The following is a 13,160-nucleotide window of genomic DNA, read 5'->3' on the forward strand; positions in this document are numbered from 1 at the left end:
ACCCCGTGTAAAAGGCTGAGCCACAGGCGCTATTAAAGTTGTTAATCCCTTTTGAAAAGAAATCTTGTTCATTAGGCAAGGTATCCTCTGAAAAAAGATTGTATTGGAAGATATCCTCATTGTAAAAGCTTTGCGGGGTTTGAATCAAACCAATCGGTGCTTTGTCCAACTCTTCGTCATTCGCGTCTGCCTCGACTTGTTCCACAAAATAAGGCACCGTTTCCAGCAAAAACTCACTATATGGAATCATGTCTGCATCAAAAGTCGCTACCAAAGGTGATGAGGTTTGATTTAAGGCATTGTTGTAATTCCCAGATTTGGCATCTTTGTTGTCCGACAAGCCAAAATAACCCACGCCCAATTCCTTTGCCAAGGCAGCCACTTCAGGACGGTCCGTGTCATCGCAAACGTAAATATGCACCTTAGATTTGTCAGAGTAATGCATATAAGTACAAGCATTCACCGTTTTGTAAAGCAAATCAGGGTCCTCATTGTGGGTAGCAATGAGAACATCCACATCAGGATAACGCTCTGGAGCAATCTCTGGTTTTTCCAGCTTAAAATCCTTGTGTTTATTGGAAATGATGATAAAAGCCGTGATAGACGATACCAACTCACTTCCCCAAAGTAATACCCCAAAAATCAAAGCAAACCACGAATCATGCCAAGGAATGGTCATGATTAAACGCCAAGACAGATAAAAAAGACTCGTTACAAAAGCTCCTAAATATAATAATTTTTGACTAATTTTCATTGTTCCTAAAAATAAATCTCTTTTGCACAAAATAACTAACAAAGAATAAGACGCTATCCACAATGATTTTCACCACTGAAATTGGAATAGCTTGCCACAATTGCCCAAAGAAAGTCACCAAATAACTTGACAACATAATCTGAACCACCACTAGGATAAAGTATTTGACAGCACTGCTAGGACGACCTTGTTGGAAAACAAGGTTGCGATTTAAGGTGAAATTAACAATAGACGACACTATCCGAGCCAGTACAGATGCTATCACAACTGTCCCAAAATTCAAGCCTTTAAAGACCATCATTAAGACGGTAAAGATACCAATATCCACCAAAAATGACAACAGTGAAGCAAAAATGTACTTGAAAAAGACCTTATAGATACGGATAGAATCACGAACCACATCAAAATGGGATGATTCGTTCTCATTGATATAAATAGTTGCTATGGGCACCTCACGAATTGGAATATGGTCCTCCTTAGCTTGTAGGAGCATATTCATCTCAAATTCATATCGCTCACCTTCAACCTCCAATAAACAAGGAAGCCAAGCCATAGGAATCACTCGAAGCCCTGTCTGCGTGTCTGACACCTTCATACCTGTGAAAACATCTAAAATATCACGGGTCAAGACATTTCCAAAACGACTTCGCAAGGGCACGGATTCTTCAAAGGTCCGAACACCCAAAATCAAACTGTCTGGATATTGCAAAAAGGCTTGGATACATTTTAGCGTATCATCATAGGTGTGTTGCCCATCAGAATCAATGGTCACTATTCCTTTAGCTTCAGGAAACGTTTTCAAAATATCAAAAATAGCGGTCTTTAAAGCCCGCCCCTTCCCTTTATTAACCTCGTGGGTCAACAAACGGCAATGATAAGTAGTCTGAGCTTCTTTAAAAATATCTTTGTAATCGTCACCACTTCCGTCATCAACTAAAATAATATGAAAAGGCCTGGCCTCACGTGTTCGAATATCCTGCAAAAGGTCTAATAAACGGATATCTGGTTCATAAGCGGGGATGACAACAACAACCGACTGCTCATTCATTTTCAACTAAATTCCTTTTATTCTTTTTATTTCGATACATTCTTCGGTCAGCAATCATATAAAAGTCCTCAAAGGACTTGTGTGAGGCGTAAGAATCGGTATGAAAACCATAAGACGCCGTAATACCTATATCTTCAAACACGGCTAATCTTGCCACATTGATTAAAAATTCGGTCTGCTTGCGGGAAACACCTGGCAATAACACCACAAATTCATCTCCCCCCAAACGGGCCACAACGGCATTATCAGGCATGATATCTTCCAAAATTCTGGCATAACGCACCAAAAGATTATCACCGTAAATGTGCCCTTTGGTATCGTTGTAATGCTTAAAGTCATTTAGATCTGACAAGATCAAGGTGACCGTTTCCATCTTGTTAAACATACATTCGTTAAAGGCCGATTCAACGTAACTGCGGTTGTAAAGTTTGGTGAGAGAATCTTTTGAAATCATTTCATTGACCTTTTCTTCACGCGTCTTTTGCCACGTCACGTCTAAGACAAGGCACAAAACACCAATAGTTCTCCCACTATGGTCATAAATAGGCGAATAAATCATTTCTAAATAGAGTGGCGTTTTTTGCCCACGACTAATTCTACTGACAGTTGTAAAAGCTTCGCCACGTTTGGCACGTTTGGCATGATTGAGATTTGATTTAAACTTAAAAGCGTTTTCTTTACTGATATGGTTAAAAGGGCTCTCTCCCACCCTTGGTCTAAAATGAAATAATCGGAATACAACGTCATTATATTCGTTATCAACTAGCATAAAGCAATCATTCATATCAAACGCATACAGATGCAGGTAACTCACACTATCCAAAATCAAACTAGGTAAGACAAAATGCCTACTATCGATATGGACAACGATACTGTAAGCAAATAGCATTAACAGTAAGATCCCTAAAACATACGGACTTTTTAAGTCAAAAAACTCCTTACGTGCTAGGATATAAATAAATAATATCACAGCCGTAGCAATGATAAAAAAGGAAATCCGCATCCTCTTTTGTTTAACAAAAATCTCCAATCGCCTTCTAAAATCCATGCTATTTTACCTATTAACTATACAATAAAGCTCATGCTAGTATCGTACACTTCCTTTGATATCTCATTAATCTTTCTTAGTTAGGTTAGTGTAAAAAAATACTTAGATAAGCCCATGTTATCCAAGCAAAGCAAAAATAACATCAAACAAATAAAATTAAATAAAGTTAAACTACTAAAATTGTGCTTCTACACGGTAAATGACTTGACCTTTCTGAGAAAATTTTTCCTCGTACTCTGTCATGACATTTCCCTCAAAATCACTAGCATGTAAATCCAACCAAACTTTCTTCAAAATCATACCATATTGTGAAAAGCTAGCTAAACTGTACTCAAATAATCCTCGATTATCCGTTTTAAAATGAACTTCACCATATTCAGGTAAAATGCGTCGATACGTATCTAAAAATGTTTTGTAAGTCAAACGGCGTTTTTCATGGCGTTTTTTAGGCCATGGATCCGAAAAGTTCAAATACATTAAATCCACTTCGCCGTCCGCAAAATAATTGGTCAAATCCGACCCATCAACCAATAGCAACTTAACATTTGGCGCTTGGCTGTCTAGCACCTTATCCAAGGCATGACTCAAAACCGACACCTGAATATCAATACCGATGTAATTGATGGACGGGTTTTGCAAGGCCATTCCTGTGATAAAGGCACCTTTTCCAGACCCCACTTCGATGTGAATGGGGTTATCATTGCCAAAAACCTCATGCCAATGCCCCTTGGCTGCTTCTGGATTGGTAATCACATGATGAGGGTGATTGGCTAAATGATCTTCAGCACCCTTACGTTTTCTAACTCTCATAATTTATTTTTACTAACCCACTCTCTAAATTTTCGTAAGCCGTAGATTTCTTGGTTGACGTGTTCCATATCGCGTTTGTCAAAACAATTTAAAATCTGTGCGAGATATGAAAACTGCCCATACCAAACAATCTTTTCGTAGATGTCATCCATCTGCTTGTAACCATAATATTGTAGCCATTCTTCCCAGCGTGACTGAGGAATATAATGGCTTAGTAAAAAGGCAACATCATACATTCTGTCTGTCAAGCGAACAGAGTCCCAATCCACAAGGTAAATCATGCCACTGGTCGTAATGACCCAGTTGCTATGCTTAATATCACCATGCACGATGGTCGCAGCTTGCGAGTCAAATTCTGGTAAGCTACGTTTTAATTCTTTTACAATGCCTTGTAAGTAGGTATTTTCTCGGATTTGTCGGGGTGCGTTGCGTTCCCAATCCACCAACAAGTCATATGGATTTTCAATTTTATAGTTTAATTGCAATAACTGATTGACCAAGGGACGTGATTTGTGCAAACGCCATAGGATATGGATAATTTGCTTACTGCCCATGTCTTCTTTGGCCAAAATTCTACCATTGAGCCATTCTTGGGCACTCATGGTATCTCCGTTGCCAGTCCGACGTACCCACAACAATTGGGGAGCGATCTGTTCTTTAGCAAGCGCTGGTAAAATCGGTGTGGTGTTAAACTTGATGAAAATCTTTTCACCGTTTGCATATTGACCGATAAAAGCCTTACCACTCTTGCCACGCAGCGGAATCATGGTTAATTCCTGATCTGACATTGTCACTCTTTCTACCCTCCATTCTGTTTTGTTTTACATTCTATTTTACTTTTTTTAACACGCCTAGTCAATCATCTTTCCGATTTTATAAGAAATGTAACCTTCTGTCACAATCACAGTCACCACCAAAAAGACCAGTGCAGCCTGCCAATTGAGGGTTAATACCAACTGTGGCACCGCAATCACATAAGACAGACTTCGTAAAAAGGTTTTTAAATTGCTGCTTTTATCTGCTTTTGTCAAAGGGTACAATTGTGTCAAGTATTGGTAATCAAAATGTTGGGCCAAGCCCAGCAATTGAAAGAGCAACAAATAATTAAATAGTAAGACTAAAGCCACGGCCACCATACGATTTGGCATGAAAACCAAGGCCAAAAAGCTCAAAACCGTCAGACGCAAGGTCAAGGCTAAATAATCCGAACTACGCAAAAAAGCACGGGTGTATAAATTGAGCCAAGTTTGAGCGTGTTTTTTAGGAACCACTCGCAACACACCGTCCAAATACGAACGGCGTTTGACACTAGCAGTGATGCCCTTAACCGTTGTAAACAAGGCAAAGAAACGCAAAATGCGCTGGCGACGTCTTTCCTCATAAGCAATGGTTTGTTCCCATGAAAAGCGCCCTTGAGCGTAAAAAGCACTGCTCTTTCTTTTCATCACCCACCATTTGCAAAAGGCAAGCACAACCAGCATGCCTGCAAACATGAGCCAAGAAAAACCGATTTTGAAAAAGACAGGTTCCAAAAAGAGCAAGACCGCTGTTTGCACGCTCACCCAAAGCCAAAAAGCCCTGCGGCGTGCCTGAGTCAACCAAGCCACAATCTCAGTTTCTTTAGGCAAATAAAACAATTTATCTGGCGCTTCTAGGTAGGTCGCAATACTGCCAAAACTCAATAATGCTCCAATGACAAGAATTAAAATCAAGCCAATCCAGACGTGTTGCTCAGGAAAATGACGCAACAACTGACTGTATTGCACCATCAAAAAGCCAAACAGGATAAACAAAACCAAGACAAAATGGTCGTTAAAAACATAGCGTAGGTATTTGAAGCAGGTATTGACAAAATCATGACGCCGTTTTTGAAATACTTCTTTCATGATTACCCCTCTTTAGTTAAAGCCATGTAAATATCCGTCAAACTAGCGTTTTCCTTGCCAAATTGCTGGCGCAAATCTGCCAATGTTCCTGTTGCACGCACCTGACCTTGATGTAAAATGACAAAACGGTCACACATTTTTTCAGCCGCATCTAGCACGTGAGTTGACATCAAGATAGCCTTGCCCTTTGCTTTTTCTTGGTCCAATAATTCCGTCAAATGTGAAATCGCTAGGGGGTCCAAGCCCAAGAAAGGCTCATCCACGATAAATAAGCTTGGGTCAATCATGAACGCACAAACAATCATCACCTTTTGCTTCATCCCTTTTGAAAAATGAATAGGAAACCAGTCCAATTTGTCTGACAAGCGAAAAAGCTCAAGCAAGTCCATCGCACGCGCCATGACCTTATCATAATCCAAATCATAAGCCATAGCCACCGTTTCCAAATGCTCACGCAGGGTCAATTCTTCATACAAGCTTGGCGTTTCAGGAATAAAACCAATTTTTTGGCGATATGCCGAAGCGTCTTTTTCCAAGGTCAAACCATCCAGCGAAATTTCCCCTTGATAAGGCGTCAATAAACCAATAATTTCATTGATAGTGGTGGATTTTCCCGCACCATTTAGCCCGATGAGCCCAACCAACTCACCCTTTACAACCTCAAAAGACACATTTTTTAAAACAGGGATATTAACATATCCCCCAGTTATATTTTCCAATTTTAACATAAGATACCTACATTTTTTTGATATAATAATTATAACAAAATCAAAGGATTATAGGTGATTCAAATGGAAAATTGTATCTTTTGTAACATTGCCGCTGGTGACATCCCATCATCAAAAGTCTATGAGGACGAGGATGTCCTTGCCTTTTTAGACATCTCACAAACCACTAAAGGGCATACCTTGTTGATTCCAAAAGAACACGTTCGCAATGTCCTTGCTATGTCTGAAAAAACATCAAAGACACTCTTTGCTCGTTTGCCTAAGGTGGCTCGCGCCGTGCAAAAAGCCACAGGTGCTGTCGGCATGAATATTCTCAACAACAACGAAGAAGTCGCTGGACAAACGGTCTTTCATGCTCACGTTCACCTCATCCCTCGCTACGATGCGAGTGACGCAGTAACCTTTACCTTTACAGAACACGAACCTGATTTTGAAGCCCTTGGCAAATTGGCACAAGCTATTGCACAGGAGGTTGACCAATGAAAAAAAGACACCTTGTCACACTAGGTCTTATTGGAGCTGCAGTGGGATACTTTGCTCATAAACTCTACCAAAACCGTGATACCTTTAAAGCCGAAATAGCTCACGCTGACGAAGTCAGCCGACGCATTGCTGATGATTTGATTATCATTCAAAAAACCATCAACGACATCAACCAACAAGTTCCACAATTAAAAGAATTGGGCCAAGATTTTGACTACAAATACCGTTTATTTGAGCAAGACTCTAAAAAACGTTTGGACGTGATTCAAAAAACCATGGCCAAATACCAAAACCAGCCTGCATCTAACTAAACAAAAACATACTAAGATTAGTAGTGAGAAAATCTCCGACGGGAGAAAGTACTCTCTACTTTTTCTTTTATGTTAAAGTAGTGGTGGCTTGTTAAGTCGAGTTCTCTTTTGACGCTAGACGTCGTATCAAAAACTGGCAAGACACCTGTTTTAGGAAGAATGTTATCAAAGTATGTGGGACACAAGATGTCGAGTATTGAAAATGAAATCACTAAAACAAGGAATCATTCAAGACAAAGAGGTAATATGATGCGTACAGTATTTGGAATTGATGTAAGTAAGGCAAGTTCAGAGGTGGCTATTGTCATCAATGGCGAGAAAATTCATGGATACACCATGCCAAATGACGCTATCGGTTTTACTCGCCTATTAGATGATTTAAAAACCGTTCAAAAGCCCGAGATCATTTTTGAAGCAAGAGGTGTCTATTCACGTCGTCTTAAAGCATTTCTTGAAAAAAATGGATACGCTTATACACAGCTAAATCCTTTGGAAGCTAAAGAGCAATTAGACAGTTTGCGTGTCCGTAAAACGGATAAAATCGATGCCAAAACATTAGCGATATCTCAATTTGTACTGAATCGTAAGCCAACTTATATCCAAGAAGAAGTCTATCAAGAACTGCGCGATTTAAGTAGATTCTATCAGAACTTAACGGAGGATATTGTCCGCACTAAGAATCGATTGCACAAGATCTTACAAGTTACCTTTCCTGAGATGGAAAATATCTTATCAACGCCAACTAGGGAGCAATACTGGAACTTGGTCATGACGTTTCCTTACAAGGACTTCGTGCTTGAGTTAAGTAAAGATGAGCTCTTAGAAGGTATTCGGCAATCTACTTCAAAACGCATTTCCGACAAACGCGTGGCTTACTTAGCACAAAAGCTTGCAGCACTAGCCAATCAGTCTTATTGTGCCGTCAAGAAAAACTCTCCAATACTTGAAGAAGTTCGTTACTATGCCAAAGAACTACTCACACTTTCTGAACAAAGACAAGCTGTTCTTGAGCAAATGGTGGACTTAGCTCAGCCTTTACCAGAGTATGAGAGTCTGCTTTCTATTCCTGGCGTCGCTGAGACAACTGCGACAACCATGATTGGTGAACTTAGAGATATCCGCCGTTTTCAGTCTGCCAATCAAATCAATGCTTTTATCGGTATCGACTTCCGGCACTATGAGTCTGGAAACTCCCTCGCTAAGGAACACATTACGAGCGTGGTAATCCCTACGCTAGAAAGATTCTGTTTAAGTGTATTCACAACATCGCTGCGGCTAGCCATCCTAATCCTTGCCATATTGCAGACTTCTATGAGAAATGAAAAAGACAATCGCAAACAACTTCAACGAAGCCACATACGATGGCCTCTATACATCGCCTCGTATAACTTCCTATAATGTATGCTATACGGTTATTACGCATAACGCATAACAAACTTTACGATTACACTTCAACCCAAAATCGCTAAAATTGTTTATGCCATATTATTGTAACACCTTTTCAAAAATGTAGCTAGCTAAGGTGTTATTTAGTTGTGCACTTTTTCTCTGTTAAATCAAAGAAATAACTTCTCTACTGGTTGAATTAAGTAGCTTCCGATAATGATTTCTTCTAGAAATCGTTGATATGCTTGACAAATGGTAGAAAAAGAGAGCTTCGTGCTCTCTTTTTTTGTGCCACATTAGTAAGAATAACTATTATAAGATTGTGAGTAGGTATCCGTACTACCATAATAGTCGCTATAAGTGCTACTGCTATAATCGTCATAGTAATAGTTACTATTGTAACCATCGCTATAAGTCGTATCGTAGCCGCTGCTATAACTGCTATCATAGGTTCCGTAAAGGTCTTCTGAAAGCACCGCCGTTGTTTTCAGAGTGTCGCTTTCTTTTTGACCCAATTGTTTTTTGATGTTGTTTTGAATTTCTAGCAAGTGGTCCGCGCTGACAATTTCATAAGAAGTACCGTTAATCATTTCGCCTTCCCCTTGAAGCTGATAAGTTTCCACATTGCTCAAAGCGTCTGTGTAACCAAGCAAGCTAGGGATGGTACTTGATGAAATCTCAATATTGGTTTGCATATTGCCACTGACCGCTGACAAGATTTTCTTGTATGAGCTGACACTGTCCAAAGCCAAAATTTTCTTCATCACTTTTTGAATAACTTCACGTTGGCGTTTTTGACGTCCGTAGTCCCCTTCAGGGTCATCATAACGCATACGAGCGTAAACCAAGGCTTGTTCTCCGTTAATCTTATGCGTTCCAGGTTCAACGGTCGCTGTGTATTCAGGTTCTTTTTCAGCAATAGAAATCGGGAAATCAAAGTTATTGGTTACCGTAATACCACCAACGGCATCTACCAAGTCCACCAAACCTTGCATATTGATTTGAATGTAATTATCAATCTCAATGTCCAACAAATCCTGAACCGTCATGATAGCCATTTTAGCTCCACCTGATGCGTAAGCGGCATTCAATTTTGCCTGAACGCCAGTCATATCATTGTCTTTTGGTCCTGATAAAGTCACCAAAACGTCGCGTTCCAAACTGGTCATGGTCGTTGTCTTGGTTTCAGGGTTAATCGTCACCAAAATCATCGAGTCACTATTCCCTTGCCAAGTTGATTTTCGCTCAGAATCTCCTGTATCTACCCCCATCAAGAGGATTGAAATCGGTTTCGTTTGCTTGATGGCTTCACTATCTGAAGTGTTGTAATCTTTGAAAGTCTTTGCCAACTCATTAGTTGAAAAATTGAAGGCTGAGGTAACATAAACTCCTAAAGCAACAAGGGTAGTGGCAATGATAGCCGTTATCATTAACAGTATTTTTTTTCTAAGTTTCATTCGTTTACTTTCAGTCTATCAACCTACTCATCAAGTAGACGTCAAGAAATTCTCCATCTTTCGTTTGTACGCCACGTGACGTCGTAGCGTCTATCCTAAAACCAAACTTTTCATAAAGGTGAATAGCTCTGCTATTTCTCACTTGCACCGTCAACTCCAAACGGTGAATCATTGGCGTGTGTTTTGCCCAGTCAAGAGCCATCTCCATCAATAATGAACCTAAGCCGTAACCCCAATAGGCTTGCTTAACAGCGATAAAGATATCACCGATAGAGTCATCTTGTGAATGGTCTGAAGGGACAATATTCAAAACGCCTACGAATTCTTCTCCAAGTCGAGCCACCAAACAAATGGCGTTGATGGACTCACTTTGCTGGTCCAAAAAACGAATCATCTCATCCAAAGTCAAGACTTTGTCTTGAATAATAAAATCCGTTTCCTCAACCACTTTTTGCAACAAGGCTAATAAAGATGAGGCATCCTCCACCTGCGCCTCTTCAATCACAAGGTCTTGCTCACTCACCTTCTAAAGCCTCCAATAACTCCTGACTTCTAGGACCATGAGCTACAAAATCAAGCTTGCGTCCATCACCAGAAGGGGTTAATTGAATGTCTAAATAATCATCTAGCAATTGAGTGTCCAGCAAATTGCCCCATTCAATAACGGTCACCCCATCGCCATATAAAAAATCGTCCAAATCAATCGAATCTGGGTCATTTCCAATACGATAAACATCTAAATGATAAAGGGGCAGACGCCCATCGTACTCTCGAACAATTGTATAGGTCGGGCTTTTGATCATTTGCGTAATACCCAAGCCTTTTGCTATTCCCTTGGTTATGGTCGTCTTACCAGCACCGAGATCTCCAGTCAGGACCAAAACATCCCCTGCTTGCAGCATTAGACCAAGCTTTTTCCCATAGGCAATTAGCTCATCTTCATTTTGACTATAAAACATGTGCCTATTATATCAAAAAACATTTTTTCTTCCAACCCTAACCCGAATTTTCTCCCCAAAATAAAAAGAGCTAAAAGACTGAAGTCTTTCAACTCTTGCAAGTAAGCGTTGTAAAATCTTTTTTATAGGACAGCCAAGAAAATGAAGTTTAAGACAAACAAGGCATCCAAGACCCACATAACCACTGGAATCTCTTTAACTTGTCCTTTAAAGACTTTAACCAAAGTGTAAGTGATGAAACCAGCTGCGATACCGTAAGTAATGCTGTAAGTGAATCCCATAAAGATAGATGTAAAGAATGCAGGAATGGCTTCGTCCAAGTCAGCCCATTTGATGTTTTTAAGGTTTGACAACATCATCACACCAACGATGATTAAGATAGGGGCTGTCGCTTGTGTAGGAACGATAGATACCAAAGGACTAAAGAAACTTGAAATAGCAAAGAGTACCGCTACGACAAGGGCAGTCAAACCTGTACGACCACCAGCTTCGATACCTGCCGCTGATTCCACATAAGTTGTTACGTTAGATGTTCCGGCAACCGCACCAAAGGTTGTCGCAACCAAGTCAGAATAAAGGGCACGGTCAAGGGCAGCAGAATCTTTGCTGTCACCAGTTGCTGAGATGATACCTACTTTTTCACCTGTTCCGACAAGCGTTCCAATCGTATCAAAAATATCTGTTAATGAGAAAGCCAAGATAGCCATCAACACACCAGGCAGACGTGATGGGTCTGAGAAAAGCGCTCCTAGACCTTGGCTACCAAGTGCCGCACCGAAAATTTGTTTCAAGTCGTTGATAGACGCTGATAAATTAGTTGCAGACCAATTAACAGCACCTAAATCAACAACACCCATTAAAATACCAACAATCGTTGTTGCAGCGATAGATAAGATAACGCCACCACGAATGCCTTTCACGATAAAGAAAATAGTAATCGCCAAGCCAATCAAAGCAAGAATGACGGCCGGTGAGTTAAAAGCAACCAAACCTGGTGTTGCTGAGGCATCTGCTGTAATAGAAGCCAAGCCTTTGTCAGCACCAGTTCCTGATACTGTATAAGTACCAGCGTCAATAGAAAATTTCAAGAAACCAGCATTTTTAATTCCGACGTAAGCCAAGAAAATACCAATACCAGCCGAAATCGCTGATTTCAATACAGCTGGAATGGCTTCGATAATCATCTTACGAACTTTAGTTACTGTGATGATTAGGGAAATAATCCCACAAATAAAGACCATTGCCAAGGCTTCTTGCCACGTGTAACCAAGGGCAAAGACAACTGTGTAAGTAAAGAAGGCATTCAAGCCCATTCCTGGTGCTTGTGCGTAAGGAAGGTTGGCATAAAAAGCCATCATCAAGGTCCCTACAACCCCACCAATAATAGTCGCTAGAAAGACACCTTGAGCAGGCATACCAGCTTGCGAAAGAATTGAGGGATTGACAAATAAGATGTAAGACATGGCAAAGAAGGTAGTCAAACCGGCCGTAACTTCTGTACGAACGTCAGTGCCATGTTCCTTAAGTTTAAAAAACTTTTCCATTGAACGTTTTTCTCCTTTTGGTAAGGTTAGTTGTGCGTTGCTTTTTGTTATTTTCCGAACAACTTCCTTATTCTACCAAAAGATCGTTCACTTTTCAACGATTATTTCTCAGGTTTTCGATCCAAAAAGACCAAACAAAGAATTTGAATAAAGGTAAACCCTATGACAAAATGCACCGCATCCCAACCAACGACATTGAGAATCTCAGCAACAACGGTTTTAGGACGTGTGAAAATATCCCAAGAATTCAGCCTTGCATAACGTCCAATGTGAATGGCAAAACTTGAAATAAACGAAAGCAAACCGATGAATATCAAACGCAGGTAATCATTTCTAACCTTGAAGGTTTCCATGATGTTTTTAAAACTCTCAATCCCACAAAGAACACCAAACAAAATGCTAGACACATAAAGCATGTATAAAATTAAGCTCGTCTTGTCCCACAAAACCGTACTAGCAAAATGCATGTGCACAATATCTGTTAGCATATAAAAGGTATTGGGATAGAAAAAGAGCCAGAGCAATAAGCTGGCGTACTTTACTACTCTAAAGCGAACATAGTACGTCACCAGTGAAAAGTCCAATGCCACCAAGGCCAAAAACATATTCCAAACCAAATCTGGTCCCTGCAAATTGTAGTGGTAGATACCAAAGGCAATCATCCCAAAAAAGAGATGAATAAAACCGATTTTTTTAATCATAGCGTCCCCCTTCTTTCTGGTTTTAGTTGTTGTCGATAGTAAAAT

14 protein-coding genes and 1 pseudogene are annotated in these 13,160 nt (G+C 40.1%); 3 read left to right on the top strand and 12 right to left on the bottom strand.

All coding sequences use genetic code 11. From position 1 onward, the window contains the following. From HFK82_RS08270 to HFK82_RS08300, 7 genes are all read right to left on the bottom strand, one after another. On the bottom strand, positions 1-754 hold a 754-nt coding region (locus HFK82_RS08270; protein ID WP_168261426.1), incomplete at its 3' end, for a glycosyltransferase. Then, positions 744-1,802, bottom strand: a complete 1,059-nt coding sequence (locus HFK82_RS08275; RefSeq protein WP_168261427.1) for a bifunctional glycosyltransferase family 2/GtrA family protein — start codon at positions 1,800-1,802, stop codon at positions 744-746. The genes HFK82_RS08275 and HFK82_RS08270, both read right to left, overlap by 11 nt. Continuing rightward, positions 1,795-2,691, bottom strand: coding sequence for a GGDEF domain-containing protein (locus HFK82_RS08280; RefSeq protein ID WP_168261428.1), 897 nt, complete (start codon positions 2,689-2,691; stop codon positions 1,795-1,797). Before HFK82_RS08280 ends, HFK82_RS08275 begins: the two co-directional genes overlap by 8 nt. A gap of 333 nt (positions 2,692-3,024) precedes the next feature. Further along, positions 3,025-3,660, bottom strand: a complete 636-nt coding sequence (trmB, locus tag HFK82_RS08285) for a tRNA (guanosine(46)-N7)-methyltransferase TrmB (RefSeq protein WP_154455505.1) — start codon at positions 3,658-3,660, stop codon at positions 3,025-3,027. Next, entirely contained in the window at positions 3,657-4,454 is a 798-nt protein-coding gene (ccrZ, locus tag HFK82_RS08290; protein WP_167829333.1) for a cell cycle regulator CcrZ, read from the bottom strand. Before ccrZ ends, trmB begins: the two co-directional genes overlap by 4 nt. Positions 4,455-4,511: 57 nt before the next feature. After that, complete coding sequence (locus HFK82_RS08295; protein ID WP_168261429.1) at positions 4,512-5,546, bottom strand: ABC transporter permease; 1,035 nt, start codon at positions 5,544-5,546, stop codon at positions 4,512-4,514. 2 nt (positions 5,547-5,548) lie between these two features. Next, on the bottom strand, positions 5,549-6,274 hold the full coding sequence (locus HFK82_RS08300; RefSeq protein WP_168261430.1) for an ABC transporter ATP-binding protein: 726 nt from the start codon (positions 6,272-6,274) through the stop codon (positions 5,549-5,551). A 63-nt stretch (positions 6,275-6,337) separates the two neighbouring features. Between HFK82_RS08300 and HFK82_RS08305 the strand changes: the two genes are divergently transcribed. From HFK82_RS08305 to HFK82_RS08315, 3 genes and pseudogenes are all read left to right on the top strand, one after another. Next, entirely contained in the window at positions 6,338-6,757 is a 420-nt protein-coding gene (locus HFK82_RS08305) for an HIT family protein (protein ID WP_168261431.1), read from the top strand. Continuing rightward, on the top strand, positions 6,754-7,068 hold the full coding sequence (locus HFK82_RS08310) for a hypothetical protein (RefSeq protein WP_168261432.1): 315 nt from the start codon (positions 6,754-6,756) through the stop codon (positions 7,066-7,068). Before HFK82_RS08305 ends, HFK82_RS08310 begins: the two co-directional genes overlap by 4 nt. 249 nt (positions 7,069-7,317) lie before the next feature. After that, a pseudogene (locus HFK82_RS08315) lies at positions 7,318-8,537 on the top strand (IS110 family RNA-guided transposase). A gap of 213 nt (positions 8,538-8,750) precedes the next feature. On the opposite strand, the gene lytR reads toward HFK82_RS08315, so the two are convergent. From lytR to HFK82_RS08340, 5 genes are all read right to left on the bottom strand, one after another. After that, entirely contained in the window at positions 8,751-9,911 is a 1,161-nt protein-coding gene (gene lytR, locus HFK82_RS08320) for a glycopolymer--peptidoglycan transferase LytR (RefSeq protein ID WP_168261433.1), read from the bottom strand. A 10-nt stretch (positions 9,912-9,921) separates the two neighbouring features. Further along, positions 9,922-10,434 carry a GNAT family N-acetyltransferase gene (locus tag HFK82_RS08325; RefSeq protein ID WP_168261434.1) on the bottom strand — a complete coding sequence of 171 codons (513 nt, stop codon included), beginning with the start codon at positions 10,432-10,434 and terminating at the stop codon, positions 9,922-9,924. Then, positions 10,427-10,870 carry a tRNA (adenosine(37)-N6)-threonylcarbamoyltransferase complex ATPase subunit type 1 TsaE gene (gene tsaE / locus HFK82_RS08330; protein ID WP_168261435.1) on the bottom strand — a complete coding sequence of 148 codons (444 nt, stop codon included), beginning with the start codon at positions 10,868-10,870 and terminating at the stop codon, positions 10,427-10,429. Before tsaE ends, HFK82_RS08325 begins: the two co-directional genes overlap by 8 nt. A gap of 122 nt (positions 10,871-10,992) precedes the next feature. Continuing rightward, positions 10,993-12,414 carry an NCS2 family permease gene (locus HFK82_RS08335; RefSeq protein WP_168261436.1) on the bottom strand — a complete coding sequence of 474 codons (1,422 nt, stop codon included), beginning with the start codon at positions 12,412-12,414 and terminating at the stop codon, positions 10,993-10,995. Positions 12,415-12,515: 101 nt separating this feature from the next. Next, on the bottom strand, positions 12,516-13,115 hold the full coding sequence (locus HFK82_RS08340) for a DUF1361 domain-containing protein (RefSeq protein ID WP_154455498.1): 600 nt from the start codon (positions 13,113-13,115) through the stop codon (positions 12,516-12,518). Positions 13,116-13,160 lie beyond the last annotated feature (45 nt).

It is taken from the genome of Streptococcus alactolyticus (assembly GCF_012277075.1).
GTDB classification, from domain to species: domain Bacteria; phylum Bacillota; class Bacilli; order Lactobacillales; family Streptococcaceae; genus Streptococcus; species Streptococcus alactolyticus.